29 protein-coding genes are annotated in these 26,551 nt (G+C 64.9%); 15 read left to right on the forward strand and 14 right to left on the reverse strand.

What is annotated here, in order from left to right:
• Window positions 1-85: 85 nt before the first annotated feature.
• From grpE to rsgA, 4 genes are read left to right on the forward strand one after another with little or no spacing between them, the layout of a single operon-like run.
• Window positions 86-832, forward strand: a complete 747-nt coding sequence (grpE, locus tag H8F27_RS07315) for a nucleotide exchange factor GrpE (protein WP_370594479.1) — start codon at window positions 86-88, stop codon at window positions 830-832.
• Entirely contained in the window at window positions 832-1,950 is a 1,119-nt protein-coding gene (dnaJ, locus tag H8F27_RS07320; protein ID WP_197152700.1) for a molecular chaperone DnaJ, read from the forward strand. Before grpE ends, dnaJ begins: the two co-directional genes overlap by 1 nt.
• Entirely contained in the window at window positions 1,947-2,207 is a 261-nt protein-coding gene (locus tag H8F27_RS07325) for a sulfurtransferase TusA family protein (RefSeq protein ID WP_197152702.1), read from the forward strand. Before dnaJ ends, H8F27_RS07325 begins: the two co-directional genes overlap by 4 nt.
• Entirely contained in the window at window positions 2,197-3,321 is a 1,125-nt protein-coding gene (rsgA, locus tag H8F27_RS07330) for a ribosome small subunit-dependent GTPase A (protein WP_197152709.1), read from the forward strand. Before H8F27_RS07325 ends, rsgA begins: the two co-directional genes overlap by 11 nt.
• Here rsgA and H8F27_RS07335 read toward each other — a convergent pair.
• The 3 genes from H8F27_RS07335 to murC are packed head-to-tail and all read right to left on the reverse strand — an operon-like array spanning window position 3,296 to window position 6,035.
• A complete protein-coding gene (locus H8F27_RS07335) occupies window positions 3,296-3,637 on the reverse strand; it encodes a YbaB/EbfC family nucleoid-associated protein (RefSeq protein ID WP_197152711.1) in 342 nt (113 codons plus the stop codon). The genes rsgA and H8F27_RS07335 overlap by 26 nt on opposite strands.
• Window positions 3,638-3,672: 35 nt before the next feature.
• The gene (gene murB / locus H8F27_RS07340) at window positions 3,673-4,584 is read right to left on the reverse strand and encodes a UDP-N-acetylmuramate dehydrogenase (RefSeq protein ID WP_197152713.1); all 912 of its coding nucleotides are present in this window, start codon (window positions 4,582-4,584) and stop codon (window positions 3,673-3,675) included.
• 5 nt (window positions 4,585-4,589) lie between these two features.
• Complete coding sequence (gene murC, locus H8F27_RS07345; RefSeq protein WP_197152715.1) at window positions 4,590-6,035, reverse strand: UDP-N-acetylmuramate--L-alanine ligase; 1,446 nt, start codon at window positions 6,033-6,035, stop codon at window positions 4,590-4,592.
• A gap of 190 nt (window positions 6,036-6,225) precedes the next feature.
• Here murC and gap point away from each other — a divergent pair, with 190 nt between their 5' ends.
• The 3 genes from gap (at window position 6,226) to H8F27_RS07360 (ending at window position 7,967) form a co-directional block, all read left to right on the forward strand.
• Window positions 6,226-7,248, forward strand: coding sequence for a type I glyceraldehyde-3-phosphate dehydrogenase (gene gap, locus H8F27_RS07350; RefSeq protein ID WP_197152724.1), 1,023 nt, complete (start codon window positions 6,226-6,228; stop codon window positions 7,246-7,248).
• 218 nt (window positions 7,249-7,466) lie between these two features.
• On the forward strand, window positions 7,467-7,751 hold the full coding sequence (locus H8F27_RS07355; RefSeq protein ID WP_197152731.1) for a nucleotidyltransferase substrate binding protein: 285 nt from the start codon (window positions 7,467-7,469) through the stop codon (window positions 7,749-7,751).
• 12 nt (window positions 7,752-7,763) lie between these two features.
• On the forward strand, window positions 7,764-7,967 hold the full coding sequence (locus H8F27_RS07360) for a nucleotidyltransferase domain-containing protein (RefSeq protein WP_197152733.1): 204 nt from the start codon (window positions 7,764-7,766) through the stop codon (window positions 7,965-7,967).
• A 31-nt stretch (window positions 7,968-7,998) separates the two neighbouring features.
• Here the strand turns inward: H8F27_RS07360 and H8F27_RS07365 are convergent, their stop codons facing one another.
• Window positions 7,999-9,087, reverse strand: a complete 1,089-nt coding sequence (locus H8F27_RS07365; protein WP_197152745.1) for a peptidylprolyl isomerase — start codon at window positions 9,085-9,087, stop codon at window positions 7,999-8,001.
• A 97-nt stretch (window positions 9,088-9,184) separates the two neighbouring features.
• Between H8F27_RS07365 and efp the strand changes: the two genes are divergently transcribed.
• Entirely contained in the window at window positions 9,185-9,745 is a 561-nt protein-coding gene (gene efp, locus H8F27_RS07370) for an elongation factor P (protein ID WP_197152747.1), read from the forward strand.
• Between the two features lie 5 nt (window positions 9,746-9,750).
• The gene (gene accB / locus H8F27_RS07375; protein WP_197152749.1) at window positions 9,751-10,239 is read left to right on the forward strand and encodes an acetyl-CoA carboxylase biotin carboxyl carrier protein; all 489 of its coding nucleotides are present in this window, start codon (window positions 9,751-9,753) and stop codon (window positions 10,237-10,239) included.
• 31 nt (window positions 10,240-10,270) lie between these two features.
• On the opposite strand, the gene pdxA is transcribed toward accB, so the two are convergent.
• Window positions 10,271-11,296 (reverse strand): 4-hydroxythreonine-4-phosphate dehydrogenase PdxA, encoded by a 1,026-nt coding sequence (gene pdxA, locus H8F27_RS07380; protein ID WP_197152750.1) that lies wholly within the window; start codon window positions 11,294-11,296, stop codon window positions 10,271-10,273.
• Here pdxA and H8F27_RS07385 point away from each other — a divergent pair.
• Window positions 11,295-11,474 (forward strand): hypothetical protein, encoded by a 180-nt coding sequence (locus H8F27_RS07385; RefSeq protein ID WP_197152752.1) that lies wholly within the window; start codon window positions 11,295-11,297, stop codon window positions 11,472-11,474. The genes pdxA and H8F27_RS07385 overlap by 2 nt on opposite strands.
• On the opposite strand, the gene H8F27_RS07390 is transcribed toward H8F27_RS07385, so the two are convergent.
• Both H8F27_RS07390 and H8F27_RS07395 read right to left on the reverse strand, forming a co-directional pair.
• On the reverse strand, window positions 11,405-12,340 hold the full coding sequence (locus H8F27_RS07390; protein ID WP_197152754.1) for an SDR family oxidoreductase: 936 nt from the start codon (window positions 12,338-12,340) through the stop codon (window positions 11,405-11,407). The two genes, H8F27_RS07385 and H8F27_RS07390, sit on opposite strands and share 70 nt — an antisense overlap.
• Window positions 12,341-12,557: 217 nt before the next feature.
• Window positions 12,558-12,980 (reverse strand): HNH endonuclease, encoded by a 423-nt coding sequence (locus H8F27_RS07395; protein ID WP_197152762.1) that lies wholly within the window; start codon window positions 12,978-12,980, stop codon window positions 12,558-12,560.
• Between the two features lie 74 nt (window positions 12,981-13,054).
• Here H8F27_RS07395 and H8F27_RS07400 point away from each other — a divergent pair, with 74 nt between their 5' ends.
• Window positions 13,055-14,623 carry a DEAD/DEAH box helicase gene (locus H8F27_RS07400; protein ID WP_197152764.1) on the forward strand — a complete coding sequence of 523 codons (1,569 nt, stop codon included), beginning with the start codon at window positions 13,055-13,057 and terminating at the stop codon, window positions 14,621-14,623.
• 4 nt (window positions 14,624-14,627) lie between these two features.
• Here the strand turns inward: H8F27_RS07400 and H8F27_RS07405 are convergent, their stop codons facing one another.
• A complete protein-coding gene (locus tag H8F27_RS07405) occupies window positions 14,628-14,861 on the reverse strand; it encodes a hypothetical protein (RefSeq protein ID WP_197152765.1) in 234 nt (77 codons plus the stop codon).
• A gap of 154 nt (window positions 14,862-15,015) precedes the next feature.
• Window positions 15,016-15,429: a DUF6554 family protein gene (locus tag H8F27_RS07410; protein ID WP_231596577.1), complete on the reverse strand. Its 414-nt coding sequence runs from the start codon at window positions 15,427-15,429 to the stop codon at window positions 15,016-15,018.
• A 101-nt stretch (window positions 15,430-15,530) separates the two neighbouring features.
• On the opposite strand from H8F27_RS07410, the gene H8F27_RS07415 reads away from it, so the two are divergent.
• Both H8F27_RS07415 and H8F27_RS07420 read left to right on the forward strand, forming a co-directional pair.
• Window positions 15,531-15,794: a hypothetical protein gene (locus tag H8F27_RS07415; RefSeq protein WP_197152767.1), complete on the forward strand. Its 264-nt coding sequence runs from the start codon at window positions 15,531-15,533 to the stop codon at window positions 15,792-15,794.
• 44 nt (window positions 15,795-15,838) lie between these two features.
• Window positions 15,839-16,093 (forward strand): hypothetical protein, encoded by a 255-nt coding sequence (locus H8F27_RS07420; RefSeq protein WP_231596578.1) that lies wholly within the window; start codon window positions 15,839-15,841, stop codon window positions 16,091-16,093.
• 1,501 nt (window positions 16,094-17,594) lie between these two features.
• Here H8F27_RS07420 and psbA read toward each other — a convergent pair.
• From psbA to H8F27_RS07440, 4 genes are all read right to left on the reverse strand, one after another.
• Window positions 17,595-18,674: a photosystem II q(b) protein gene (gene psbA / locus H8F27_RS07425; protein WP_197147936.1), complete on the reverse strand. Its 1,080-nt coding sequence runs from the start codon at window positions 18,672-18,674 to the stop codon at window positions 17,595-17,597.
• A gap of 535 nt (window positions 18,675-19,209) precedes the next feature.
• On the reverse strand, window positions 19,210-21,636 hold the full coding sequence (locus tag H8F27_RS07430) for a DEAD/DEAH box helicase family protein (RefSeq protein WP_231596579.1): 2,427 nt from the start codon (window positions 21,634-21,636) through the stop codon (window positions 19,210-19,212).
• Entirely contained in the window at window positions 21,614-21,892 is a 279-nt protein-coding gene (locus H8F27_RS07435) for a type II toxin-antitoxin system RelE/ParE family toxin (protein WP_197152769.1), read from the reverse strand. Before H8F27_RS07435 ends, H8F27_RS07430 begins: the two co-directional genes overlap by 23 nt.
• Window positions 21,882-22,136 carry a type II toxin-antitoxin system Phd/YefM family antitoxin gene (locus tag H8F27_RS07440; RefSeq protein WP_197152775.1) on the reverse strand — a complete coding sequence of 85 codons (255 nt, stop codon included), beginning with the start codon at window positions 22,134-22,136 and terminating at the stop codon, window positions 21,882-21,884. Before H8F27_RS07440 ends, H8F27_RS07435 begins: the two co-directional genes overlap by 11 nt.
• Window positions 22,137-23,123: 987 nt before the next feature.
• Between H8F27_RS07440 and H8F27_RS07445 the strand changes: the two genes are divergently transcribed.
• Window positions 23,124-23,636, forward strand: a complete 513-nt coding sequence (locus tag H8F27_RS07445) for a hypothetical protein (protein ID WP_197152782.1) — start codon at window positions 23,124-23,126, stop codon at window positions 23,634-23,636.
• 13 nt (window positions 23,637-23,649) lie between these two features.
• Here the strand turns inward: H8F27_RS07445 and H8F27_RS07450 are convergent, their stop codons facing one another.
• Window positions 23,650-24,507, reverse strand: a complete 858-nt coding sequence (locus tag H8F27_RS07450; RefSeq protein ID WP_231596580.1) for a formylglycine-generating enzyme family protein — start codon at window positions 24,505-24,507, stop codon at window positions 23,650-23,652.
• 147 nt (window positions 24,508-24,654) lie between these two features.
• Here H8F27_RS07450 and H8F27_RS07455 point away from each other — a divergent pair, with 147 nt between their 5' ends.
• On the forward strand, window positions 24,655-26,520 hold the full coding sequence (locus H8F27_RS07455; RefSeq protein WP_197152786.1) for a sulfatase-like hydrolase/transferase: 1,866 nt from the start codon (window positions 24,655-24,657) through the stop codon (window positions 26,518-26,520).
• Window positions 26,521-26,551 lie beyond the last annotated feature (31 nt).

Below are 26,551 nucleotides of genomic sequence, written 5' to 3' on the forward strand. Positions count from 1 at the left end.
GTCAGGAGGTGCGGGCTTCCGCCGCTTGTGGGAGGTGGGCCTGAAGCTTCAACATGTTTAAAACTAAAGTCTGATCTTGTCAGCCATGAACGGTGACACCTCTATGAGCGGCGACCCCTGCATGGGCGGCGACAGCTCCCTGCCAGGAGACAGCTCCCTGCCAGGAGACAGCCCCATGCCCGCTTCGATGCCGGCTGACAGCAATCCTGGAGCCGGTGCAGACAACCCTGCCCCCTCCGCCGGGGAAAATTCGGCCGAGGGGGCAGGGGCCCAGGCCCCCGCTGGCGCAGCCGAATCGGCTTCCGTGCTGGAGGAGAAGCTGGCTTCCCTAAAGGCCGAGCATGAGGCCCTCAGTGGCCAATACATGAGATTGGCCGCCGATTTTGACAATTTCCGCAAGCGTCAGAGTCGCGATAGCGACGACCTGCGCCTCCAGATCACCTGCTCCACCCTCGGTGAAATCCTGCCGGTGGTCGACAATTTCGATCGGGCTCGCCAGCAGCTCAATCCCCAGCATGAGGAGGCCCAGACCCTGCATCGCAGCTACCAGGGTCTCTACAAGCAGCTGGTGGACGTGTTTAAACAGCTGGGTGTGTCGCCGATGCGGGTCGAAGGGGAGCCCTTTGATCCCAGCCTGCATGAGGCGGTGCTGCGGGAGCCCAGCGACGCCCACCCCGAGGATGTGGTGATTGAGGAGTTGCAACGGGGGTACCACCTCAACGGCAGGGTGCTGCGCCATGCCCTGGTAAAGGTTTCCATGGGGCCCGGCCCGGCCGATTCCAGCGAGGGCGCCCCAGCTGGCCCAGGCGCGCCTGAGGAGCACAACGGCTGATGGCCGATTACTACGACCTGCTGGGCGTTGCTCGTGATGCCGATCCCGACACCCTCAAACGGGCCTACAGGCGGCTGGCGCGCCAGTACCACCCTGACGTCAACAAGGACCCTGGTGCCGAGGACAGGTTCAAGGAGATCGGTCGGGCCTACGAGGTGCTCAGCGATCCCCAGACCCGGGGCCGCTACGACCAGTTCGGCGAGGCGGGTCTGGGGGGCGGCGGCGGCATGCCCGACATGGGCGACATGGGTGGCTTTGCCGACCTGTTTGAGACCTTTTTCAGTGGTTTTGGCGGGGCGGCTCCTGGCCAGGGCCCCCGGCGGCGAGGGCCCAACCAGGGGGACGACCTGCGCTTGGATTTCACCATCAGCTTCCAGGAGGCGGTGTTTGGCATCGAGAAGGAGGTGCAGATCCGCCATCTCGAAACCTGCAACACCTGCCAGGGCACCGGAGCCAAGCAGGGCAGTGGCCCCACCACCTGCGGAACCTGTGGCGGCTCTGGCCAGGTGCGCCGGGCTACCCGCACGCCCTTCGGCAACTTCACCCAGGTGGCGGCCTGTCCCACCTGTGAGGGCAGCGGCCAGGTAATTGCTGACCCCTGCAATGCCTGCGGCGGCCAGGGGCTGCAGCAGGTGCGTAAAAAGCTGCGGATCAACATCCCCGCCGGCGTTGATTCGGGCACCCGGCTGCGGGTGGCCAACGAGGGCAACGCGGGCCAGCGGGGCGGCCCCAGCGGCGATCTCTATGTATTTCTGACCGTCCAGTCGGCTTCGGGCCTGCGCCGCGATGGTATCCACATCCATTCGGAGGTGACGCTGAACTACCTCCAGGCAATCCTGGGCGACACCATCGAGGTGGTTACGGTCGATGGCCATGAGCAGTTGGAAATTCCCGCCGGCACCCAGCCTGGAGCCGTGATCACCCTGCAGGGCAAGGGGGTTCCCAAGCTCGGCAATCCGGTGGCCCGAGGCAATCACCTGTTCAGTGTCAAGGTGCAGCTGCCCACCAAGCTCAATGGGGAGGAGCGGCAGTTGCTCGAACAGCTGGCCGGTCACCACACCAGCAAGGGCCAGAGGCATCCCCACAAGAGTGGTCTGTTCGGAGGCCTATTCGGTTGACAGCCGGCCCCGATCCATCGGCTCCGGCGGCCCAGCTCGACCTGCGCGGTACCCCCTGCCCGCTCAATTTCATCCGCACCAAATTGGCCCTCGAACGGCTTGGCTCCGGAGAGCTTCTTTGGGTTGATCTCGATGGGGGCGAGCCCCAGCAGCTGGTGAGCGAAGGCCTGATCAGCGCCGGCCACCGGGTTGAATGCCGGGTCCACCCCCACCAGGAGGGCGCGGTGCGCCTGCTGGTGCTGTGCCATGGCGGCTGAGCCAAAACCCCAGCGCCTGAGAGGGCTGGTGGTTTCCCTGCTCGCCAACTACTGCTGGGTGGAGTTGGACCAGCCCGGCTCCAGCGGGGTCACCCGCCTGCTTTGCACCAGGCGCACCCGGCTTGGCAAGAGCGGCCAGACCATCGCCGTGGGGGATCACGTCTGGCTGGAGGGTATCGATTGGCCGGCGGGCCGGGGGGCCGTGGCGGCCCTGGAGCCCCGCGCCGGCCTGCTGGAGCGGCCGGCGGTGGCCAACGTGGCCCGGGTGGTGGTGGTGGTGGCCCTGGCCGAGCCGGAGCTTGATCCCTTGCAGCTCACCCGCTTCCTGCTGACGGCCGAGGCCACGGGCCGGCTGGTGCTGTTGGTGTTTTCCAAGGCCGATTTGGTGTCCCCAGCGGTGGCCGCTGACTGGTGCCGGCGGGCTGGCGCCTGGGGCTACGAGGCCCTGGCGCTGTCCATCCAGACCGGCCAGGGGCTGGAGCGGCTCAGCCAGCGGCTCAGCGAGCCGGGCATTTCCGTGTTGTGCGGCCCCTCCGGCGTCGGCAAGAGCAGCGTGCTCAATGCCCTCTGCCCGGAGCTGGGCCTGAGGGTGGCGGCGGTGTCGGGGCGGCTGCAGCGGGGACGCCACACCACCCGCCACGTGGAGCTTTTCCAGTTGGCTCCGGGCGCCCTGATGGCCGACACACCTGGCTTCAACCGGCCAGAGCTGCCTGGCGAGGCCAGCGATTTGGGCCCCCTCTTCCCAGAAATACGCAGGCGTCTGGAGGCAGGATGTTGCCGTTTTAAGAACTGCCTGCACCTGGGCGATCCAGGTTGTGCAGTTGGGGTCGACTGGGAGCGCTACCCGCTTTACAGCCAGTGCCTTGGAGATCTTGCTGGCCAGAGCGGGCGGCAGGCAGGTAGGCAGTCAGGTAGCCAGGCAGAGCGCTCAAATCGCTCTGGGGGCCCCGGCCTGGCCAGCCACCTGCGCCAGCCATCCCGGCGGCTCCAGCGCCAGCAGGTGCTGGACGGGGAGTCCCTCGGTCAAGCGGATGGTGATTCGAATCTCGATTCTGAAAGCGATTTGGAGCGCGAAAGCCAGTCCGAGTTCAGCCCCCCAGGCCTGGCAAATTGAGATTGAGTCCGCCGGTCAGCTCCTCCATGCGGCCCTTCATGGTGCCGGTAGAGAGCTCATAGGCCGATTGCAGGGCCTCCAGCACGGCCGCCTCGCTGGCGGCGGCCCCTTCTGCCAGCAGCTCCGGGGCCAGTTGCACCCGCAGGGGTTGCTGGTTGCCAGAGAGCCACACGCTTGCCCTGCCGTCGGCGCTGCGGCCTTCCAGCTCCATGGCGTCGAGCTCCTCCTGCAGCTTCTGGGCGTTCTGCTGGAGTTCCTGGGCTTTCTTGAAGGCTTCGGTGAGCTGACCGAAGTTGGGGAGTCCGAAGCCAGCCATGCCCAGGGAGTTGCTGAGCGCAGGCTAGTTGCCCTTCAGCCCCCTGGCCCGAAGCCCAGTCGCTTCACCTCGGGGTGGAGTGCAATCCCGCAGCCTGTCATTACCCGGCGCTGCACCTCCTCGATCAGGGCGCTGATGTCGGCGGCCGTGGCCTGGCCCGTGTTGACGATGAAATTGGCATGGATCGGCGACACCTGGGCCTGGCCGATCTGCAGTCCCTTGAGCCCCAGGGCCTCGATCAGCTGGCCGGCCTTGTGCGGTTCTGGATTGCGAAATACGCTGCCGCAACTGGGTTGCTGGTATGGCTGGGTGCTGGTGCGGCTGTGCAGGTTGGCACTGGTGCGGGCCGTGATTGCGGCGGGGTCGTGGCCGGCCGCCAACTGGAAGCGAGCCGAGAGCACGATCCAGGCCTCCGCCTGGAGGCGGCTGTGGCGGTAGGCAAACTCGAGGGCTTCGGCAGGCAGATCAAAAGGAGCTTCGGGCCTGGTGGGATCCACTAGGCGCACCGACTTCAGCCACTCGGCCGTGCAGCCCCCTTGGGCGCCCGCATTCATCACCACGGCCCCGCCCACGGTGCCTGGGATGCCCACGGCCCACTCCAGGCCGCTGAGGCCGAGGCGGGCCGCCTTGCGGGCCAGGGTGGGGATCGGCTCGCCGGCCTCGGCCTCCACCAGGCCGGTGCTGGCATCGAGGCTGCTGCCCTGCAGGCGGCGGTTACAGAGGGTGAGGCCCGCCAGCCCGGCATCGGCGATCAGCAGATTTGAGCCTGCCCCAATGCACCGCAGGGGCATGGCCTGGGCCTGGGCCCAGGCCGCCAGGGCCACCAGCTCCGCTTGGTTGCCTGGCTCGGCGAGCCACTCGGCAGCCCCCCCCACTTTCCAGCTGGTGAAGTTGGCCAGCGCGACCCCTTGGCGTAAAGCGAGGGGCCAGCTGGGAGCCGGGGCCATCGTGCTCAGGCGGCCAGGGGAGCGACGCTGCCAGCCGCTGGTGGGCGCTGGCAGAGCTGGTCCCAGAGGCCATTGACATCCCCGGCGCCCATGGCCAGCACCAGGTCACCCTCCCGGCTGGCAATGACGACCTGGACCGCCAGTTCCTCGAGATTGGCGGCTACGAGCACGGGCTTGCCCGGATCCAGCTGGAGCAGGGCCGTGGCGATTGCGGCGCTGTTGATGCCTTGGATTGGCGCTTCCCCGGCGGCGTAGAGGGGGGCGATCAGCACCGAATCGGCCTCGACCAGGGCCGCAGCAAAGCCATCTAGAAACTGGGCGGTGCGGCTGTAGCGATGGGGCTGAAACACCGCCACCAGGCGCCGGGGGGGCGCCGGCAAGGGGCTGCGGCCGCTGTCTACCATCAGGCGTGCCATGGCCAGGGTGGCAGCCACCTCGCTGGGGTGGTGGGCGTAGTCGTCGACCACCAGCCGCCCCTCCCAGATGCCGCGAAAATCGAAACGCCGGCCAGGGGTCTGCAGGGCGGCCATCGCCTGAGCGAGTTCGGCAAACGACACCCCCTCGAGCCGGCAGGCGGCCATCGCCGCAACCGCGTTGCTGAGGTTGTGGCGACCGGCCAGGGGCAGCTCAAACGATCCCACCACCTCGCCGTCTTCGTAGAAGTCGGCCAGGGTCCCGTCACCGCGCTGCTCCCGGGCGATGGCGGCAAAGGAAACCCCCTCGGGCGCTTCGATCGACCACCAGTGGCTTGGCTGGAATTGATCCCGCAGGGTGGGGCAATCCCGGTTGGCAAGCAGCCGCTCGGCTTTGCCGGCAAACCTCTGCAGGGTGGTGATCAGGGCTTCAAGGTTGGGGTAGTGGTCGGTGTGATCCAGCTCAACGTTGGTGAGGACGGCGAGGGAGGGCTTGAATTTCACCAGGGAGCCATCGGATTCATCGGCTTCAGCGACCAGCAGGGGGCCTTTGCCATGGCGGCCATTGCTGCCGAAGGCCGGCACGATGCCCCCGATCACGGCGGTGGGGTCGTGGTTGGTGGCCGCCAGCAAGGTGGCTATCAGGCTGCTGGTGGTGGTTTTGCCGTGGCTGCCCGCCACGGCGATCGAGGGCTGGCTGTTGATCAGGGCGGCCAGCACATCGGAGCGATGGCAGATGGCCAGACCCATCCGGCGCGCCTCAGCCAGTTCCGGGTTGGTTTCCGGCACCGCTGAGCTGATCACCACCAGGGGGGAGACGGAGGTGCCGCTGCGGATTGCCGCCACGGTGGAGGCGCTCTGTTCCAGAAAGACCCGCACCCCCAGCCGGCGCAGCCGGTCCAGCACGGCGTGGTCGCGGGGATCGGAGCCGCTCACCGCATAGCCCCGCTCCGCCAGGATCCCTGCCAGGGCAGACATGCCGATGCCACCAACTCCGATGAAGTGCAGTGGTTGATGGCGATCGAGCAGCGGCGGCAAGTTCAGATCCTGATCAGGGTCCGGTGGGCAAGAAATTAAACGGGCACCTGCTTCTCGATCTTTACGAGTTGCTGCGCGTTTGGCCATGGTCCATGGCCGGAGTCCCTTCGGCAAGAGGGTTCGGCGACTTAATTTCTGTATGATCTGCAGCCAAAACCACCTTAGCTAGCGGCTTTTGCCGTATTCGGCCATGACCCTGCGCGTTGCGATCAATGGATTTGGGCGAATCGGTCGCAATTTCCTGCGTTGCTGGCTGAGCCGCGGGGCCAACACCGGCATCGAGCTGGTGGGTCTCAACGGCTCCGGTGACACCACCACCAATGCCCACCTGCTCAAGTACGACACGATGCTGGGCCCCCTGCGGGGCGTCGATGTCACCACCACCGACAACGCCATCTTCGTCAACGGCAAGGAGATCAAGGTCTTCTATGACCGCAACCCCGCCAACCTTCCCTGGAAGGAGTGGGGCGTGGATCTGGTGATTGAGTCCACCGGCGTCTTCAACGACGATGTGGGCGCCAGTAAGCACTTCGAAGCCGGCGCCAAAAAGGTGATTCTCACCGCACCCGGAAAGGGGGCAAAAGTGGGCACCTTCGTGGTTGGAGTTAATGCCGACCAATACCGCCACGAAGACTGGGACATCCTCAGCAACGCCAGCTGCACCACCAACTGCATGGCCCCGGTGATCAAGGTGCTGGATCAGGAGTTCGGCATCGTCAAGGGCACGATGACTACAACCCACAGCTACACCGGTGACCAGCGCATTCTCGATGCAGCCCACCGCGATCTGCGCCGTGCCCGGGCCGCGGCGGTCAACATTGTGCCCACCAGCACCGGGGCTGCCCAGGCGGTGGCGTTGGTCTATCCGCCGATGAAGGGCAAGCTGAGCGGCATCGCCATGCGCGTGCCTACTCCGAATGTGTCGGTGGTCGACATGGTGCTCGATATCAGCCGTGATACCACCAAGGAGGAGGTAAATGCCTTGCTCAAGGCCTCATCTGAAAATGGCATGAAGGGCATCATCAAGTACTGCGACCTGCCCCTGGTTTCCAGTGACCATGCCGGCACCGACGAATCGGCGATCATTGACTCAGACCTCACCCTGGTCATGGGAGGCAACATGCTGAAGGTCATCGCCTGGTACGACAACGAGTGGGGCTACAGCCAGCGGGTTGTCGATCTGGCCGAGATCGTGGCCCAGAAGTGGCAGTGAGTTCAGGCTGGGCCTGATCTGTGCGGGCCGTCCTTCGGGGCGGCTTTTTGCTGCGGATTGATTAGTTTGCCGTTTTCATCGCAGACCATCCAGCTCCTTGCGAGTGGCGATTAAGGCCACGCCGGCCAGTGGCTTGGCAATCGACAGCCTGGCCCTATGCATCAGCCACCTCTGCAGCGCTGCTCCCCGCATCAGACTGCCTCCATCGCCCCACCGCCATGCCGCCCGATATCCGCGGGCAGCAGCGTTTCGCCAATTTCTGCCTAGCCCTCGATCAGCTGGAGACCTTCTTCGAGCCCCCTGCGCTCAATGAGCGGGTGCGTCAGGGTCTGATCAAGGCGTTTGAGTACTGTTTCGATCTGGGCTGGAACCCGCTGCGCCTGGCTTTCCGGATGGGGCTGATCGACGATGGCGAGGGCTGGCTAGCGATGGTGCAGGACCGCAACCTCACCAGCCACCCCTACAACCGCAGCACCGCCGCCGCGGAGGAAGGGGATGGCTGAGCCTCCCGTGCCTTGGGCCGCTTTCGCTCCGGTTCCGACCTAGACCTCACCCTGGTGGCGCCGGGTCTGCGCCACGACGACCGCCTGCGGCTGATGGGGGCTCTCGATGAACTGCTGCTGCCCTGGAGCATCGACCTCTCGCTGTTGCACGAGCTGCCCGAACCCTTGCGCCAGCACGTGGCGCGGGTGGGGCGGCAGCTGGTGGTGCCTGGCTGAGCGGCACCGGCATGACGCTTGTTGCCGCGCCTCAGGCGTGGGGCTGGAGGTTCTCTGCCCCTTCGATCACCCGGGCTGAAACGATTCGGTCGTCGACGCCGAGCTCCTCGAGCACGTCCATTCCTTCCACCACATAGCCGAACACCGCGTTGCGCCCATCTACCAGGTTGAGGCCGGCGGGGGTGAGCTCCGGCTCGTATAGGAAGAAGAAGAACTGGGACGATCCGTCGTCGAGCTTCCCGTCGGAGTGGGCCCAGCCCAGGGTGCCGTAGGTGGCGAAGGGCAGCACCGGTTCTGCCTTGTAACGGCCGACGTCCTCGAAGGTCTGGTTGTAGATCGGCTCGGCATCTTCGGTGATGCGGATCTCCAGCGGCACGTGCCGTTCCACGCCGCTTTTCGGATCCACATAGCCCATGGCCTCGCCCTTTGGATCGCCGCTCTGGAGCACGTAGAAGTCTTCGGCCCGGGTGAAGGGAAGGCCGTCATAGAACTTGCGCTGCACCAGATCCACGAAGGCGCCGCCCGTGAGCGGGGCGTTGTAGCCGTCGATCACGGCGGTGAGGTCGCCCTTGCTGGTGCTGATGACCACGGTGGCCCGGCCCAGCAGCCTCGGCAGGGCGTCGAACTCAGCTGGGATTTGGAAGGGGAAGGGGCCCACCAGCCGGGCCTCGGCGCTGCCGATGGTCGCCAGGGCGGCCCGACGGGTCGCCAGGAAGGCATCCCGATCCTGGGCATCGGCGGCCGTGGCCACCTCGCGCAGCTGCTGCTCGAGCTGGTCGAGCAGCTCTGCGGCCGTGGCCTGATCCTCGGAGTCGAAGCGCTTAAGGATGGCGTCCCGCTGGGTCGTCAGCAGCGACTGGCTGCGGGTCACCGATCCCGCCAGGGGTTTCCAGCGCTTGGCCCGCAGGTCGTCGCTGGTGGCTTCCAGCCGGTGCTGCAGATCCTGCAGCTGGGGAGCGTCGATGGGCAGGGCGTTGCGCAGGATCGCCTCGGGATCCTTCACGGCGTTGCCCTGGGGCAGGGCCGCCCAGGCGACGGGGGCAAATAGCAGCGCCACCAGGCAGGCCGCCAGGAGCTTTAGCCCGTACCCGGAGCCGGTTTGCAACGATCTCCTCGCCATCGAGATGCCCGTGACTGAGCGGACTCTGGCATAGGCGCCTGGCAGCGGAATGGCTCTGGGCGCCCCACGTACAATCAACCCGTTCTGAACTGCCGGAATGATCTCCAGCAATGACTTTCGAACTGGCACTTCAATTGAGCTGGATGGCCAGGTCTGGAGGGTCGTTGAGTTCCTGCACGTCAAGCCGGGCAAGGGCTCGGCCTTCGTGCGCACCAAGCTGAAGGCTGTGCAGAGCGGCAGCGTGGTGGAGAAGACCTTCCGGGCCGGCGAGATGCTGCCCCAGGCCGTGCTTGAAAAGAGCACCCTCCAGCACACCTACATGGAGGGCGACGACTTCGTTTTCATGGACATGGGCAGCTATGAGGAGACCCGCCTCACCGCCAAGCAGATCGGCGAGAGTCGCAAGTACCTCAAGGAGGGCATGGAGGTGAACGTGGTGGCCTGGAACGGCAAGCCCCTGGAAGTGGAGTTGCCCAACTCGGTGGTGCTGGAAATCACCCAGACCGATCCCGGCGTCAAGGGCGACACCGCTACCGGCGGCACCAAGCCCGCCATCGTTGAAACCGGCGCCCAGGTGATGGTGCCCCTGTTCCTCTCGATCGGCGAGAAGATCAAGATCGATACGCGTACCGACAGCTATCTCGGGCGGGAGAACTGAGCGCCATGCAGCTAAGCCACGACCAGCTTCAAAAGTTGCTGACTCTCCTGGGAGACAGCGACATCCAGGAGTTGAAGCTCGAAGGGGACGACTTTCGGCTCGAGGTGCGGCGCAACCTGCCAGCTGCGGCTCCGGCGGCGGTGTTCCAGGCCGCCGCGGCTCCCCCCCAGGCCATCCCGATGCCTCCTGCGGCCGCCCCCCCGCCGGTCACCCTCTCGGCGCCGCCCCCTGTCGCCGTTGGCAGCCGCAGCGATCTGCACGAGGTCACGGCCCCGATGGTGGCCACCTTCTACCGTTCCTCGGCCCCTGGTGAGGGGGCCTTCGTCGAGGTGGGCTCCCGCATCAGGGTCGGCCAGGTGGTGTGCATCCTCGAGGCGATGAAGCTGATGAACGAGCTTGAAGCCGAGGTGGCCGGGGAAGTGGTGGAGATTTTGGTGGAAAACGGCACGCCGGTGGAATTCGGCCAGGTGCTGATGCGGGTTCGGCCAGCCTGATAGGCCAGCCCAGATCCCTAGCCTGAAATCCTTAGCCCAAATCCCTGGCAGTCAGCAGGGCTGCCTCCATGCTGGTGGCCCGCGCCCGCCCCTGGCCGGCGATGCCAAAACCGGTGCCGTGATCTGGTGAGGTTCTCAGGAAGGGCAGGCCGAGGGTGGTGTTTACGGCGGCATCGAAGGCAAGCAGTTTGACCGGGATCAACCCCTGGTCGTGATACAGGGCCAGGTAGCCATCGGGGCCCCGCTCCCCGCCGGTCCAGGCCGCCGCCGCGCTCAGCCAGCAGCTGTCCGGAGGCAGGGGGCCCTCCAGGCGCACCTGCGGATGCTGCTGGCGCCAGTTGTCCAGCGCCGCCTCCAGCCAGCAGACCTCCTCCTGACCCAGCTGGCCCGCCTCGCCCGCATGGGGATTGAGCCCCGCCACCACCAGGTGGGGGGCTGGGGTGAAGCGTTGACAGAAGGCGAGCAGCCGATCCAGCTTGCGCCGCACCAGTTCCCCATTGAGTTGGCGCGGCACGGCGGCAAGGGGGATGTGGGTTGTGGCCAGCAGGGTGTTCAGGCGCCAGTGGCCTGCGGGAGCCAGGGCCGTGAACAGCATCGACGCCTCCACCACGCCGGCCAGTTCGGCCAGCCGCTCGGTCTGGCCGGGGTAGGGGTGGCCGGCGGCATGCCAGCTGGCCTTGGCAATCGGGGCCGTGACCAGGGCCTGGCAGCGGCCGCTCCGCACCTGTTCCCAGGCGGCGGTGAGCCAGGCGAAGCTCGACTCCCCGCAGGCCGGGCTGCTGACTCCTAGCTGGCAGGGGGCGGCCAGGGGCAGGTCGAGCACCTCCAGCTCGGCGGGGTCCCGTAGGGTCGGGCCGGGGTGGTGGCGCAGCTGCTGGTAGCTCTCTTCCAGCCAACGGCGACAGCCCACCAGGAGGGGGCTTTCATGGCGCCATTGGGGGCTGGCGAGGGCCTTGAGCGTCACTTCGGCGCCGATGCCGGCCGGATCCCCCAGGGAGATGGCCAGGCGCGGCGGGTTGGAGTTGGATGGGGACTGGCTGCTGGTGGAGGAACCCATGCTGCGCTGGTTGTTGCTGGGGGGTCTGGTGCTGGGCTTGGCCACGGGAATCAATAAGGGCTGGATCGAGCTGCGCTGGGGGCGCCTGCTCGGCGACCTGGGCCTGCCCTACGTGGCCGATCCGGCCGATCTCAAGGACTGTCCACCGGCCAGCTCCTCTGCCAGGCAGGCCCGGTAGCCCTCCCGATAGCTGGGGTACCGCAGGACATAGCCAAGGGTGGTGCGCAGCAGCTGGTTGCTGGTCCGTCGGTTTTCAGACCAGAAGCTGCGGGCCATGGCACCCATGCTGGCCTCAATGGCGGCGTAGTGCTCCACCAATGGCAGTTTGTGCCCCAGCAGGTGGGCTGCGTAGCCAAGGGTTTCACTCGATGGGCAGGGGCAGTCATCGGTCACGTTGAGCACGGTTGGACGCCGCCCGCTGGGCAGGGCCAGGCAGTGCAGCAGGCAGCCAACGACGTCGTCTACATGCACCCGGGAGAACACCTGGCCGGGCTTGTGGATCAAGCGGCTCTGGCCGGCCCGCAGGGACGCAAAGGGGGAGCGGCCTGGCCCGTAGATCGCCGGCAAGCGGAAGATCTGTACGGGTAAGCCGCTGGCCAGCCAGGCCTGTTCGGCAGCCAGGCGGGCCTGGCTGCGGCCGGCCCGGGGGGCGGGGGGGGCAGTTTCATCCACCCAGGTCCCACCGGTGTCGCCATAGACGCCGGTGGTGGAGAGGTAGCCCAGCCACTGCAGGGGGAGCTGCCGTAGGAGTGGGCCCAGCAGCTCCAGGCTCGGCTCGGCCCTGCCCTGGCCGGGAGGCACGGTAACCAGCACGTCCGTGATGCCGGCAAGGGCTTCGGCGGCGGGCACCAGGGCAGGTTCGCTGGCGCTGTCGAACTGAAACCAGCCCAGGTCTTGGTCTGCACACTCCCCCTGCCTGGGCCGGCGGCTGGTGAGCCGCACCGCCAGGCCCCGCTGGTGGGCAGCGCGGGCCAGGCGCAGGCCGGTGTAGCCAGCGCCGATGACCAGCAGCTGGCGCGCAGGCTTGACAAGCGGCTTGTTCATGAGTACACCTGTATCAGTTCTCCGCGGCTAATGCGATGGCGGTCCCAGCGCCACTCTCTTCACCACTCTCCACCAGGCTCGAAAAGGGCCGTTCCAGACCATTGAAATCCGCGAAATCCGCCAGGTATCTTTCCTCCCACGGGGGGCAGGGGGCCGGGAGCCTGGCCGTGCTGCTTTTGCTGCTGGCCGTGCTGGTCGCCCCTGAGCGCCCCCAGGTTCAGGAGGCCATCTGCCAGCGCCACAACGGCGTGGAGGCCTGCCGGGTCTGGTGAGCTTCCGCTTGCTCCAGGGTTCCGCCGGGATGGACCCACTGCAGCAAGCGCAAGGCCAGGCGCAGATCGCCATCGCACCAGGCCCGGATCGCCATCGCCCGCCGAGGGTCGTAGAAGGTTTGGCGCCGATACCACTCAAAGGCGTTGGCGTCCCCCTTGTGGCCGTTGCAGGACAGGCAGGCAGGTACGCAGTTTTCGGTGACGCTCAGGCCCCCCCGGCTCTGGGGATGGACGTGGTCAATCGATTCAGAGGGTTCGCCGCAGTAGACGCAACGTCGATCGGTGACGAGGTGAAGGGATTGGCGCCAGCGTCTGACGCGCAACTTGGGACATAGATCTTCTAAGAAAACCCCATCCCTGGCCTGCATCAGAGCGCCCCAGTTGGCGGAAGTGTGCCTTCATCGCCTGGAGTGTCAATGTGTCGAGGGTTGCACTTCAGCGGATGCGTTGCCTGTTGCGCCTGGGAGCGACGGGTCAGATCGAGGTGGTCAGCCCCTACGACGCGGTGACCCAGGCCCAGTTGCGGGCGATTCGGCCCCGGGGTTCCTGGTCGGGGCGGCGGCGCTGCTGGTGTTTTCCCCTGGAGGCTGGAGCGGCGCTGCGGCAGGCCCTGGCGGGTCGTTTCCCGCTGGAGCCTGAGCTGGCCCGTTGGCTGGCCTGGATGGAGCAACCCCTGCCGCCCCTGCCACCCCACCGACAGCTGGTGGTGGAGGCCCAGCTGGGTGAGCCCTTGCTGGATGGGCGCTGTCTGTTTGCCCACCAGCGGACCGCGGTGCGCTGGCTGCTGGCGCGGCGCGGCGCGGTGCTGGCCGACGCCATGGGGCTGGGCAAGACCCTTACCGCCCTGGTTGCCGCCAGGGCCCTGGTGCGGCTGGCCGATTGCCGCATCCTGGTGATTGCCCCTGTCGGCCTGCATGGCCACTGGCAGAGCGAAGCGGCTGCCCTGGGCCTGCAGCTCGAGCTGCACAGCTGGGCTCGGCTGCCGCCGGCCCTGCCGCCGGCCGGCACCGTGTTGATCGCCGATGAGGCCCATTTCGCCCAGAACGGCCAGACCCGGCGCAGCCAGGGCCTGTTGCGGCTGGCCCGCCATCCCCGGCTCAGGGCCATCTGGCTGCTCACGGGCACGCCGATGAAAAATGGTCGCCCGGCCCAGTTGTTCCCGCTCCTGGCCGCCATCGGCCACCCCCTGGCCCGGGACCAACGGGCCTTTGAGGAGAACTTCTGCCAGGGCCACTGGCGTGAGCAGGCGGGGCGGCGGCTTTGGCAGGCCAGTGGGGCTAGCCATTTGGAGGAGCTGCAGCGGCTGGTGCGGCCCCTGGTGCTGCATCGCCGCAAGCAGGATTGTCTCGACCTGCCCCCCAAGCGGCGGCAGTTGTGGCCCGTGGAGCTCGCTGGCCCCCAGGCCCGCGGTTTCCAGCACCGCCTCCAGAGCAAGGTTGAAGATTACCGCCGCCGGGCGGCCCGCGGCGAGGTGCGCCGGGATGGGGAGGTGTTGGCGGTGCTGACGGCCCTGCGGCAGATCGGCTCCGACTACAAGTTGCCCGCCACCAGGGAGCTGGTGGCGGGGCTGCTCAGCCAGGGCGAGGCGGTGGTGGTGTTCACCGCCTTTGTGGCCACTGCCCAGTTCTTGCATCGCAGTTTTGCCGCCAGTTGCCTGCTCACCGGGGCCCTGCCTCCGGCGCAGCGCCAGGGGCAGGTGGATGCTTTCCAGCGGGGCGAGCAACCCCTGCTGATTGCCACCTATGGCACCGGTGGGCTGGGGTTCACCCTGCATCGGGCCCGTCATGTGGTGCTGGTGGAGCGGCCCTGGACCCCGGGCGATGTGGAACAGGCGGAAGACCGCTGCCACCGCATCGGCATGGGCGCCTGTCTCACCTGCCACTGGCTGCAGCTGGGGGTAGCTGATCAGTTGGTCGATGGGCTGATCGCCAGTAAGGCCGAGAGAATCGCCCTGCTTTTGGAGCGCCGCAACCTGCCGGCCATGGTGCGGGATCTGCTGGCTCGCTGGTGATGGCTCAGGGTTTGCCTCGGCGGCAGAGCTCCTGACGCAGCTTCAGATCGTTGCGCAGCTGGGGATCCAGGCTGTTTGCCGGGATTTGCCGGGCCAGGGAGGAGGCCTTGGCTATGTCGGCGCAGGCGGCAGCCTCATTTCCGGCCAGGCTGTGGAGCAGATAGCGGTCGTTGAGCGGGCTGGGGTTGGCCGGGAAGGCCGCCACTACGGCATCGCAGTGGCTGACGTGCTCGGGCAACTTGTCCAGCGTTATGTTTTGGAGGCATTCATGGCTGCGCAGTTGCTGGCCAGGCAGAGGCTCCTCTGAGCAACCTGCCAGGAGCATGAGCAGGGCTCCGGTGAGCAGTGCCCTAGCGGCCGCCACGGAACCCGGCAGCCAGCCATGGTGAGACCTATGGACTGACTTTCTTATTGGGGGCACTGCTGCTGCCCGCCTCTGGCTTGGCTTCAGGTTTTGAGAACAGGTCACCGAGATAGCGGCCGCAGTCTGGATAGACACTGGGGTTCTGGACGACGGCTTCAGTGATCATCACTGCAGCGTGTTCCGGAGAGGTTTTAAACAGCTTGTCGCTCTGGCGCTTGATCACGGCATAGGCCGCATCCCAGCTCACCTGGTGGCTGTTGCCGTTGTTGCGCATGAAGCAATAGATCTGTGCCCCCTTCCCGCCCGCGCTGGGAGTGCTCTCTGGCGTTTGGGCCTGGCTGGGCAGGCTCGCCAGTGGCAGGCATGCCGTCACAAACAGGACGATCCGCAGCATGCCCTGGCGCAGTCGCGGCGATGGCGGCAAAGGGAGGCTCGGGGCCATGGCTAGGGCAGCGTCAACGGTTAGGGCCCACCGTATCGATTCAGCTGGCCTTGGCCAGGCCCGGTTTCTGTGCTGTTATCGGCATCACTGCTCGTCTAGCGATGGCCCCCGAGTCGGTTTCCTTCCGCATCAGCCGCAACGCCGAGGATCTGGCCCATACCGTCCATGCCCTTTCCCAGCGCCTAGTGAAGCTGGAGCAGCGTTTGGCCGGTCTGGAACTGCAGCTGGATCGGCGGCTGGATTCGGATCCCCAGGAGATCGCCAGCCTCGCCAATGTGGAGCGACTGGTGCTCGACTGCCGCGCCCTGCTTGAGATGCAGGAGGAACCGGGCGAGAAATCCGCTCCGCTGGCAGCGGCGGCCTGAGCGCGGGGGCTGGTCACCAGTGGCAGAATGGTAAGAAAGCGGCCATGGCCTATCCCACGCAGTTCCATTCCGGTTTGCAGCACGGCTCAGCCAACCGTTGCCCCCAAATTGGCGGGGTGTCCGCTGCTTCCCCTTCCCGTAACTCTTTCCCCTCCAACAGCGGCGAGGGCGACCACCAGCTAGAGAAGTTGGAGTTTGCCTTGGCAGTTGCCCTCACCCGGGGAGATCTGCAGAGGTCCCAAACTCTGCGCGATCAGATAGCGGCCTTGGGGGGCAATCTAGAAGAGCCGGGCACCTGAGCGGGGGGCCTGGATGGCCCCCATTCCTTCAGTTCCATATGGTTGAGATGACAGCGATTCTTTCCAGCCAAGTGCCAATTGCGGCCCCAGAACAAACTGCTTCGGCCCCGAAGCCAGCAGCCAGAGCTGGGGCCTCCGAGTTAGACGGGCGAAGGGATCAGCTCCAGAATTTGATTGACACCAACACCAGCCAAGCCCAGCTAGCTGCTGAACGGGGAGATGTGGCAGCAGCAGCCCGCCTTATTCTCGCTGCATTGGATGGGGAACGCCGGATAGCGGCGACCAATCCCCAGGTACTGCAATTGATCAGGCCCCGGGCCTGAGCCAGAAATCAAGGGGCGGGCTGCGCCACATGCAGGTTGATTTGCAGGAGCTGGATAGCCCAAACGCCTGCGTCAGGATTCAGTACAGTCCATACAGAACTCAGGGCTCCGCAACTCCTTTGCCCTGGGCCCTAGCCCCGCCAGCTCGGTGTCGATGGCCCCATAGAAAAAACAAGGGGGGTTGACGGGCTTTATTGGGGGAGATGCTCGTCCAAGGCCGTGTTGATTTTCAATTTCTATGAATCGGTCGGCAATCTGGTTGTTGAGGGAACTGGGTGGTCTTTTAATGCTTGATTACTACTTTTATTCTCTCTTTAGCAGCGTCATTGGCCTTTGTGAGATCACTGGGTCAGCCAGCCTTGGAGAGGGCATAGTTCGCCCCAAAACTTATTAATCAAGCGACGGCTGCATTAACTTGGGCTTTGAATATTTTTATGGTAACTCGGGATTGATTCCACATGTGTTTCAGGTGCTTCCATTTTCAGCGGCTTCACCTTCAGCGGTATAATGCTCGCGTCCTTGGGTATGTATGCTACTCTCAGTCCAAGTCAATGCCAGTGCCAGTTCCAGTCAGAGCCCAGTATCCGTTCCCGGCCCACTACCCCTGCTTGGCCTAGGGGTTGCCTTCTGCTTCAGTCGTCGTCTGAGCCGGCGTGTGCGCCTTCTCTCCAAGACTAGCCAGCCATCCTGATACAGCCCAGCTCACTAGCTTTTAGGGGAGACGCCGGCAACAAGGTCGTCCACAGGCAGTCTGGAGAGATGATTAATTCGGGCCACTAACCGCATTGCGCGCAATCAAGCTGCAAGGCTGTAACTGCTGCCGGCCGATGCGATCCCATAGGTGCCGGAAGGCGTCAATTTGCTGCTGCGCCCAAACCTTGAACTGGTGGTGCGGCGGACAGCAAAAGCCAGAACATTGTGGTTTCTGGCCACCTGAACTGGACTGTGCTGCCATAGCCGGCGATGCGGATCTTGGCCTAGAGGGGCAGCACTTTGGCTGTGGTGATGGTTCAGAAGGGTTAGAAAAGCAAGGCGAGCGTTGGGGTGGCTCCCATCGTGGCGGGTGATCGATTGAGATTGGGCCGTAGTCAAAAGCCCGAGCCAATAAAAAAGCCCCCTCTTGCGAGGGGGCCGGGGGGATTCCGTTTATGGGTTGGCGTTAGCCAGGTTGTAAAGCCTCAGCCAATAGCCGGTGCGGTCAGTGCCACGGGGGTGGCGGTGGCAGCAGCCAGGTCAAGCGGGAAGTTGTGAGCGTTGCGCTCGTGCATCACTTCCATACCCAGACCAGCGCGGTTCAGCACGTCTGCCCAGGTGTTCACCACGCGGCCTTGGCCGTCGAGGATCGACTGGTTGAAGTTGAAACCGTTCAGGTTGAAGGCCATCGTGCTCACGCCCAGGGCGGTGAACCAGATGCCAACCACGGGCCAGGCAGCCAGGAAGAAGTGGAGGCTGCGGCTGTTGTTGAACGAGGCGTATTGGAAGATCAGGCGACCGAAGTAACCGTGGGCAGCCACGATGTTGTAGGTCTCTTCCTCTTGGCCAAACTTGTAGCCGTAGTTCTGGCTCTCGCTCTCGGTGGTTTCACGCACCAGCGAGGAGGTAACCAGCGAACCGTGCATGGCGGAGAACAGACTGCCACCGAAGACACCTGCCACACCCAGCATGTGGAAGGGGTGCATCAGGATGTTGTGCTCAGCCTGGAACACCAACATGTAGTTGAAGGTGCCGGAGATACCCAGGGGCATGGCATCCGAGAAGGAGCCCTGACCGAAGGGATACACCAGGAACACAGCAGACGCTGCTGCCACAGGGGCGCTGTAGGCAACGCAGATCCAGGGGCGCATGCCCAAGCGGTAGGAGAGTTCCCACTCGCGGCCCATGTAGGCGTAGATGCCGATCAGGAAGTGGAAGACCACCAGCTGGAAAGGCCCACCGTTGTACAGCCACTCATCGAGGCTGGCGGCTTCCCAGATGGGGTAGAAGTGCAGGCCGATGGCGTTGCTGGAGGGCACAACGGCACCGGAGATGATGTTGTTGCCATACATCAGGGAGCCAGCTACGGGCTCACGGATGCCGTCGATGTCGACAGGGGGTGCGGCGATGAAGGCCACGATGAAGCAGATGGTGGCAGCCAGCAGGCAGGGGATCATCAGCACACCGAACCAGCCCACGTAGAGGCGGTTGTTGGTGGAGGTGACCCAGTCGCAAAACTGGTTCCACGCAGAAGCGCCTTGGCGCTGCTGAATAGTGGTTGTCATGAGAACGGATGGGGAAGTGCTCGCCAGATCTGGGCCGGAAGGCTCAGCAGGAAAGCGGTAGGTAGGTGCGGAGCAGGAAACCGCCCGCTCATCTGAACTTAACACCTGTTCACACTTTCAAGTCAGTTCCGGGCCACCATTGGCCAGTAGCAGGGCTGATGGCACCGATAAGCCCGGCTGATCACACCCTGCTGGGCCTCAACTCGAGAGGAGCCGCAGCAAGCACCCCTTGCGGAGCCTTGCGTTGCTTTGAGGCCATCTCCGATCTTTGGTGCCAAACTTGATTGCATCAGACCTCCAGTTGGATGCCGCCGCTGGGAATTGCGATCGAGTTCGGCGACCAGCAGGCCCTAGCTCTGAGCGAAACAGCTTCCCTTCTCCGTGTCAGCGATTCTGAGCAGAGCTGGCTGCTGCTGATTGGTTCTGAGCAAAAACAAGGATCTTTATCGCTGCCTGGCTTGATGCGGTGGCTGAGCCTGACTATTTGGGCTTTGTTCTCACTGTCCTGGAGCGGAGCCGATGGCGCAGGCTCCGACTACTGCAGTTGCTTCCGAGAGATTGTCGATCTCCCATAGGACCAAAAACTCGGCATAGTCTGTTGATCTGAAATCAGCCCATACCCCATGGCCCGATAGCCCTGCAGCCGCCGCTCCCACATGCGTTGCGGCATTGGGTGGCCGAGATCGAGCCAGTCGATGATGCGCACGCTGGTTTTCCCTGCTTGCTGCCGGTGCAGGCGGCCGGCGTATTGCTGCAGCGTGCCTTTCCACGACACGTGCAGCGCCAGCAACAGGGTGTCGAGTGGCGGATGGTCGAAGCCTTCACCCACCAAACGCCCCTTAGCCACCACGATGCGGGGTGCATCGGGAGGCAACGCTTGCAGCGCGGCCAGGGTGGCGCTGCGCTGGCGAGCGCTCAGTCGCCCATGCAGCAGGAACAGGTTCGACACCTGCTCAGCCAGAGCTGTAGCGATCGCCGTGCTGTGATCGGTGCGCTCACTGAGCAGCAGCAGCTTGCGGCCCGCTTCCCAGCAGGCGAGGGCCTCGGCCACGATCTGATCTGTTCGGTGTGGATCCTCCGCCAGCCGGCGCATCAGCTCCTGAATCGGCAGATCAGTGGGTAGCGCTTGGAGTTCATGGGTGCGGCTCACCAGTTCCAGGGTCTGGGGCGCCCCGGCGGGCCGCTTGGCGGTGTGGCGAATCGGGCCGCACTGCATAAAAATGATCGGCTGCAGACCGTCGCGGCGCACCAGGGTGGCCGACAGCCCGAGCACGTAGCGGGCCTTCACCTGGCGCAGGATCGCCTCAAAGGACGCCGCCGCGATGTGGTGACACTCGTCGACGATCACCTGCCCGTAGTTCTGCACTACGGGGTTCACTTCGCCCTTGCGCACCAAGGACTGCATCACGGCGATGTCGAGGCGGCCGGAGGGTTTGGCCTTGCCGCCACCGATGCGACCGATCGCTTCAGCGGAGACGTCTAGGAAGGTCTGCAACCGCTCCTGCCATTGGCGTAACAGCTCGGCCCGATGTACCAGCACCAGGGTGTTCAAGCCTCGCTGAGCCAAGATCGCTGCCGCCACGACGGTTTTCCCGAAGGCCGTCGGTGCCTGCAGCACGCCGATGTCGTGGCGCAGCATCGCCTCCACTGCGGCCGCCTGGTCGTCCCGCAGCTGGCCCGCGAACGCCAGCTCCAGCGGTGAGCCGCTCTGGCGTTCATCCACCAGCTCCCAGCCGATTCCCTGCTCCTGCAGGAGGGTCTGCACCGGCTCCAGACAGCCGCGCGGCAGGGCGATGTGTTGCGGGAAGTTCTCAGCGCAGCCGATCACCCGCGGCTTGTCCCACACCGACTGGCGCATGGCCTGGGCTTTGTAGAAGGCGGGATTGGCAAAGGCCGCCAGGCGGATCAGGCGATTGAGCAGCGGCTGCGGCAACCCCGAGCGCTCCACATACAGCCGATCGGCCAGGGTGAGGCTGAGCGCCGCCGGCAGCGGCCCGCTGATCTTTGGCACCGGCGGAGGTGTCAGCCATGGGGTCGCCAGGTCCTCCGCGACGATGAAGGCGAGATCGAGGGGATGGCCGCCGCCGGTGGCGCCCTGAATCACGCTCTGCAGCCCCGCTAACGACAATCGCTGCAGAGTCGCAAGATAGGCCCACTGGTCGGGATAGGGGTGCAGGTCGTCATCCACGAACACGCTGCAGCCCCGCTGCCGAGCTTCCTTCTGCAGCGGCAGGGCGATCAGATTGCCTAAACCGCCCTTCGGCAGGGTGTCCTGGTTGGGGAATAGCCGGTCATAGGAGCCCAGCTCCAGCTGGCGTGTCGAGGAGCAGGTATGGCTGATCAGGGTGGCCCCCAGCTGGCGAGCCTCCCGCGCCGACACGGCCTCCTCGAAGAACACCCACACGTGGGCGCCTTCGCCGGAGCGGGAGATTTCCAGCGCTGCGGGCACCGCCAGCTCCCGACAAGAGCGCATAAAGGCCCGGGCGTCGTCCCGCCAGTCCTGCTCGTCAAAGTCGACAGCCAGCAGGTGGCAATGGTCGTTTTCCAGCAGGGGGTAGAGGCCAATGGTGTGCTCGCCGGCCAGATGGCCGTAGATCGCTGCATCGCTGAGGGGCAACAGCTCCCGGTGCTGGCAATCGCGGCAGGCCACCCGCGGCTTTTCGCAGATGCCCTGCCGCCACTCATTGGCGCAGGCAGGCCCGTAGCCCGAGCGCCCGCTGCTGGTGCTCTGCCAGCGCAGGGCATAGACATCTCCGCGGCCGCGGAAGAGACGCCGGAACAGCGCCACCTTCTCCTGAGGCGAAAGAGGACCATTGGCGGAGGGGCGAACCGAAATGGGCGAGGGTTCTGCTCGGGCAGGTCCGCCGGGACTCCAGGCGATGCCGTGAGCCTCCAGCAGCCCAATCAAGCGAGCGTTCTCCTGGCGTAGTTGATCCAGCTCAGAGCGCTTGGAGTCGGCCATGGGTCATGCGCTCCCGCTTGCCTACTGCCACAACAAGCACCAGCACCTCGCAATCCCGCACTTCGTAGACCAAGCGGAAACCAGCGGCGCGGAGTTTGATCTTGTAGCGATGACTGGATCCCCTCAGCTTGCTGGCGGGAATCCGCGGTTCGATCAGCCGTTCGGCCAGCTTCTTCTTGAACTGCTCCCGGATCCCTGCGCTCAGGGTCCGCCATTCCCGCAGGGCCTCGGGATGAAAGGCCAGCTCATAGCTCATCGAGGCTGACCCGCAGCGGCTCCTGCCCATCCGCCAGCCGGGCATCGGCAATGCGGCCCAGCTCCAGGTCTTCCACGAGATCCATGAGCTCCTCGTAGGCCTTGGCCGGAACGCAGTAGAAGGCTGGCTCATTGCGGTTGAGCACCGCGACCGCCATCCCTTCACCGGCCGCCACGGTGGCCATCGGGTTCTTTTTGTGTTCCGAGATGCTTACGGCGGTCTCGGTCAGAACGCGATGTGCCATCAGGGTGTCAGGCCAGCTCAGGACTGCGTCATAGGTCGCGCTTCGGGTCTCATATTCGGTCGATCCACTGCGGCAACCCGGGCCGATCAAGGACGGTCAAATCAGGCCATGAAACGACCCGGAGGTGAGAAGCCCTGTGAGAAAGTTGAACCAATCGCGGGCATTAGCTGTCATTCACAGTCAACTTCTGGAGTGCTGCCGGCGAGTGCCAAGCGAGATGATCGCTTGAGAAGCAACAAACTTTCAGGCCTGAACTGGTAAGCGGGTGACCGGACTCGAACCGGCGACGTTCAGCTTGGGAAGCTTCTCGATGGATTAGCCGAACCGCCTGCGCTGCGGCGAGTCTCATAAGCCCGCAGGCTTGGATGTGAGAAGGTCTGTGAGAAGGTTTTGGCCTTCTCCCTTGCTGTGAGAAGGCGCAGGTTTGAGCCGGCGGATGTAGGGCGGAGGGGCATGGGCGGGTCTGTGAAAGGCGTTCTCTTGGCGCATGCCCAGCAATTCTTTGTTTAGGGCATTCCTATGCAAAGGCCGGAAGGTAGAAGCGAGGTCTGCAAGTTGGATCCAGAGGCCTCGAGAGATTGGCAGGCTGAGGTAACCATCGTCGAATCCCCTGCGGTTTCAGCAGTGCGTCCGGTCGTCAGCTGAGGTCTGTCGCTCCCGCCCGGGTGCCGATCGTCCCGGTCCATCAAAGACAGGGCTGCCTCACGACGAACACGTAGCCGGACTGGACGACGACCGCGTCGGTAGTGACGATGGTGGGCTAGGTAGGGCGCCTCTTCCGCCAGCCAGCGGTAGCGCCCTTTGGGTCGGTACTCAGCAAGGTGGGATTCCACGCGGAAGGCCCTGATGGCTGTGTATGAACATCGGCTGCTTGGCGGGAAATTGCACTTTGGGGGATGCCGCAGCCACCTCAGCCCCTCAGGATGGCTGGAGTCGTTCCTGCTGTGTTTTGCTTCCAAGGTTTGCCTCTGAAATCAGCATTTGCCCATGACGGATTCTCGACATCATGAACCACCTATTTCTGGCTTTTCCGAACAGCGTTGGGCCTTTGACCGTCTGAGCTTTCTCTGCGGACAAATTCAAGCGCAACAAGTAATCATCGGGAATCGCCTTGGTTGGTTCAGTGCCGCGCAAGGGGTGCTGTTTCCCCTGTACCTGTCGGATCAGCGGCGGGGCTCCATGCCTCCCATTTGGGCGCCGCTGTTGGGGATTGGGTCTGCTGTGGCCATGGCTCTCACCCTAGGAGCGATTGTCTTGCGAATCCATCAGTTGCACTTTCGTCTTCAGATCCTTGATCGGGAGTGTCGCAGCAACAGCATCGTTCTTGATCTCCTGTTCCCAATTCGCACCGATGACGGCCTGCTCAGACATCTGCGGTGGACGGACTGGGTTCTGCTGTTACTTCCTGTCGCCTGCGTGCTGCTGTGGGGCCTCTTGATGCTCCTGCCAGTCGCTGAGGCGGTGCCTCTCCAGCCTCCTTGGAGCTGCCGAACGCACTGATTCAGTGCCAGGTTCAGTCCGACGCACAGCGAAAGCCCATGTGACATGTGGCAGTGTCAAGGGTCTGGGCGATCAGTGCGGAGGGCCGGTAGCGCAGGCAGTAGTTGTCGGCGCACAGAAATGATCCCCCCTTCACGATCCGCCGCTCCTGCTCGCCAGGGTCGACGGGCCAGGGTGTGCTGGTCCATTCCCAGACGTTGCCGCACACATCCAGCAGGCCATAGCCATTGGGCGGAAAAGCCCCCACCGGGGAGGTCCCGAACCAACCATCCCGTTGTTCATTGCTCCACGGAAAGGGCCCCTGCCAGGTGTTGGCCATCCAGCGGCCTTGGGGATTAAGTTCCTGTCCCCAGGCGTAATCGGCATCCACCAGGCCGCCGCGAGCCGCCACTTCCCACTCCTGCGCTGTGGGCAGCCGCAGGCCCGCCCAGACGCAGTAGGCCTGGGCATCGGCCCAGGTGATGTGAACCACCGGATGCGCTTCGAGCCCGTCGAGGGTGCTGCCGGGTCCCTGGGGATGCCGCCAGTCGGCCCCTGGAACCAGCGCCCACCAGCGCTGGGGCCGGCTGCGATCCACGCTGGGCGGTGGAGGCTGAAACACGGCGGATGCGGGGATCCGCTGCTCCGCCGTTAGGTGCGGGTATGCGTGTGGATCAGGCGGCTGCTCGGCCACCGTCACATAACCCGTGGATGCCACGAAGGTGGCGAACTCAGCATTGGTGACCGGCGCCAACGCGATCTGAAAGCTCGTGAGCTGCACCTCTCGCATTGGCGCTTCCTCGGGATAGAAGCGATCGGATCCGATGCGGTAGCGGCCCGGTGGGATCGTCACCATCCCACCGGGCTTATCGGGGCAGGATCGCCGTGTCATGGTCGGGGGCGTTGGCTCTGCCCCACTGTTTCAGCTCCGCCGGGAAGCTAAGGGCAGCGGCGCCGAATTTGCACTTTTAGATCACTGCCGCCCGGCGAACGCCCGTAGAACCAGCTGATGCATGAATGGTTCCGGCTCCTTTCGGCTATGGCTCGCGTCCAGCGCCACCACCGATTCCCTCAGGGGAAGGCCGCCCTGCTTCTGGCCCTGCTGCAGGCGTTCTGCCTGACCAGCGCAGCGACGCCGGCGCAGGCCGCTGAATCCAGCAACCTGCGCCAGCGTCCAAACGTGCTGCTGATCGTCTCCGACGATGCCGCCTTTGGCGATGTGCCCTGGGGAGGCGGCAATGCCGCCATGCCCAATCTCCAGTCCCTGGCCAACGATGGTGTGGCGTTCGGCAACTTCCACACCTCGCCGGTGTGCTCGCCCACCCGTGCCTCGCTGCTCACCGGCAACGACCCGATCGATGTCGGCCTCGGCGCATTCGACTACGCGATCTATCCCCCCACCAAGGGCAAGCCCGGCTACGAGGGCTACCTGACCCGCAACACCGCCACGATCGCCGAACTGCTGCGAGATTCCGGATACCGGACGGTGATGGCAGGCAAGTGGCACCTGGGCGGCCCAGGCCATGGCGGCTGGGGGCCCTGGGACTGGGGCTTCCAACACTCCTACGGCATCCTCACTGGCGGCGCCAACCACTGGAACCAGCAGGTGTTCGGGCCCAGCCCCAAGAACCCCGAGCATCGGGCGCTGATGGCCCAGCGGATCGTGCCCACCGAGCCATATTTTGAAAATGGCCGGCCGGTGGAGCGGCCACTGGGCATTCATTCGGATGATCTGTTCAGCGGCAAGCTGCTGGCCGATCTGGAGGAGGGCCGCAGCAGCGGCAAGCCCTTCTTCGCCTATCTCGCCCTCACCTCGCCGCACTCGCCGCTGCAGGTGGCGCCCCCGGTGATCAAGAAATTCGTCCCCTATTTCTATCAACATGGTTATCAGGGTCTGAAGCGGCTTCGCTACGAGGCCCAGAAGCGCTCCGGGCTGATCGCCGCTGATGCGCCGTTCCCGGATCAGAGCGCCAACTGGCTGCTGCAGCGCTGGGATGCGTTGAGCGAGGCGGAGAAGCAGAGTGAGGCCCGGGCCATGGCCACCTACACGGCCATGCTCGAGCAACAGGATCAGACCATCGGCCGCGTGCTGAGCTACCTGCGCGAAACCGGCCAGATCGACAACACCCTGATCATCTACCTCTCGGACAATGGTCCTGAGGGCATGGACGACGAAGGTCCGACTGCGAACCCCACCCTGAGCCGCTGGGTGAACGAGAACTTCAGCCAGAACCCCGCAGACATCGGCCGTGGCAACACCTTCCTGGAAATGGGAGCGAACTGGGCCAACGCCTCCAACGGCGTCCTGCAGTGGTGGAAGTGGTATCTGGCGGAGGGAGGCGTGCGCACGCCGCTGGTGATTCGCCCTCCCGTCGGCGCGGCCCTGCAGTCCCGTGGTGGCATCCGCCAGGCCTACGTGAATGTGAAGGATGTGCCGATCACGATTCTCGATTACACAGGGATTCGCGCCCCCTCGGGCCGCTATCAGGATCGCGCCATCGTCACGCCCACGGGGTTGTCGATGCGGCCCTTTCTGGAGGGCCGTGCTAGCAGCGTGCGCACGGAACAGCAGTGGGTGGTGAGCGACATCTTCGGCAACAGCTCGATTGTGGCCGGCCGCTACAAGGCCTCCCGCCAGAGCCGCGCCATGTTCGGCGACGGCCAGTGGCGCCTGTTCGACATTCAAGCCGATCCCGGCGAGACCACACCGCTCAATGCCTCCCAGCCCCAGCGCCTGCGGCAACTGCTTGACCTTTATATGAGCTATGCCAAGGCCAAGGGGATTGTGCCTGTTGCCGACAACTGGAGCCCCTGGCAGGGGTATCTCAAGACATTACCGAGACCCGCCGAAACGCCACTGCCAATGCCTGCTTCCCCTGCTTCTGCCGCTCCCGCCAGCCGCTGAAGCCACCTCGGCTGATCAGTCGGCCTGTGGT

It is taken from the genome of Synechococcus sp. CBW1108 (assembly GCF_015840335.1).
Classification (GTDB): Bacteria; Cyanobacteriota; Cyanobacteriia; order PCC-6307; family Cyanobiaceae; genus Cyanobium_A.

What these genes read in the sequence shown, in the direction of transcription:
- grpE (WP_370594479.1), top strand. Translation starts at nt 86, where the DNA reads ATGAACGGTGACACCTCTATGAGCGGCGACCCCTGCATGGGCGGCGAC.
- dnaJ (WP_197152700.1), top strand. Translation starts at nt 832, where the DNA reads ATGGCCGATTACTACGACCTGCTGGGCGTTGCTCGTGATGCCGATCCC.
- rsgA (WP_197152709.1), top strand. Translation starts at nt 2,197, where the DNA reads ATGGCGGCTGAGCCAAAACCCCAGCGCCTGAGAGGGCTGGTGGTTTCC.
- H8F27_RS07335 (WP_197152711.1), bottom strand. Translation starts at nt 3,637, where the DNA reads ATGGCTGGCTTCGGACTCCCCAACTTCGGTCAGCTCACCGAAGCCTTC.
- murB (WP_197152713.1), bottom strand. Translation starts at nt 4,584, where the DNA reads ATGGCCCCGGCTCCCAGCTGGCCCCTCGCTTTACGCCAAGGGGTCGCG.
- gap (WP_197152724.1), top strand. Translation starts at nt 6,226, where the DNA reads ATGACCCTGCGCGTTGCGATCAATGGATTTGGGCGAATCGGTCGCAAT.
- H8F27_RS07355 (WP_197152731.1), top strand. Translation starts at nt 7,467, where the DNA reads ATGCCGCCCGATATCCGCGGGCAGCAGCGTTTCGCCAATTTCTGCCTA.
- H8F27_RS07365 (WP_197152745.1), bottom strand. Translation starts at nt 9,087, where the DNA reads ATGGCGAGGAGATCGTTGCAAACCGGCTCCGGGTACGGGCTAAAGCTC.
- efp (WP_197152747.1), top strand. Translation starts at nt 9,185, where the DNA reads ATGATCTCCAGCAATGACTTTCGAACTGGCACTTCAATTGAGCTGGAT.
- accB (WP_197152749.1), top strand. Translation starts at nt 9,751, where the DNA reads ATGCAGCTAAGCCACGACCAGCTTCAAAAGTTGCTGACTCTCCTGGGA.
- H8F27_RS07385 (WP_197152752.1), top strand. Translation starts at nt 11,295, where the DNA reads ATGCTGCGCTGGTTGTTGCTGGGGGGTCTGGTGCTGGGCTTGGCCACG.
- pdxA (WP_197152750.1), bottom strand. Translation starts at nt 11,296, where the DNA reads ATGGGTTCCTCCACCAGCAGCCAGTCCCCATCCAACTCCAACCCGCCG.
- H8F27_RS07390 (WP_197152754.1), bottom strand. Translation starts at nt 12,340, where the DNA reads ATGAACAAGCCGCTTGTCAAGCCTGCGCGCCAGCTGCTGGTCATCGGC.
- H8F27_RS07395 (WP_197152762.1), bottom strand. Translation starts at nt 12,980, where the DNA reads ATGCAGGCCAGGGATGGGGTTTTCTTAGAAGATCTATGTCCCAAGTTG.
- H8F27_RS07400 (WP_197152764.1), top strand. Translation starts at nt 13,055, where the DNA reads ATGCGTTGCCTGTTGCGCCTGGGAGCGACGGGTCAGATCGAGGTGGTC.
- H8F27_RS07410 (WP_231596577.1), bottom strand. Translation starts at nt 15,429, where the DNA reads ATGGCCCCGAGCCTCCCTTTGCCGCCATCGCCGCGACTGCGCCAGGGC.
- H8F27_RS07415 (WP_197152767.1), top strand. Translation starts at nt 15,531, where the DNA reads ATGGCCCCCGAGTCGGTTTCCTTCCGCATCAGCCGCAACGCCGAGGAT.
- H8F27_RS07420 (WP_231596578.1), top strand. Translation starts at nt 15,839, where the DNA reads ATGGCCTATCCCACGCAGTTCCATTCCGGTTTGCAGCACGGCTCAGCC.
- psbA (WP_197147936.1), bottom strand. Translation starts at nt 18,674, where the DNA reads ATGACAACCACTATTCAGCAGCGCCAAGGCGCTTCTGCGTGGAACCAG.
- H8F27_RS07430 (WP_231596579.1), bottom strand. Translation starts at nt 21,636, where the DNA reads ATGGCCGACTCCAAGCGCTCTGAGCTGGATCAACTACGCCAGGAGAAC.
- H8F27_RS07435 (WP_197152769.1), bottom strand. Translation starts at nt 21,892, where the DNA reads ATGAGCTATGAGCTGGCCTTTCATCCCGAGGCCCTGCGGGAATGGCGG.
- H8F27_RS07440 (WP_197152775.1), bottom strand. Translation starts at nt 22,136, where the DNA reads ATGGCACATCGCGTTCTGACCGAGACCGCCGTAAGCATCTCGGAACAC.
- H8F27_RS07445 (WP_197152782.1), top strand. Translation starts at nt 23,124, where the DNA reads ATGACGGATTCTCGACATCATGAACCACCTATTTCTGGCTTTTCCGAA.
- H8F27_RS07450 (WP_231596580.1), bottom strand. Translation starts at nt 24,507, where the DNA reads ATGACACGGCGATCCTGCCCCGATAAGCCCGGTGGGATGGTGACGATC.
- H8F27_RS07455 (WP_197152786.1), top strand. Translation starts at nt 24,655, where the DNA reads ATGGCTCGCGTCCAGCGCCACCACCGATTCCCTCAGGGGAAGGCCGCC.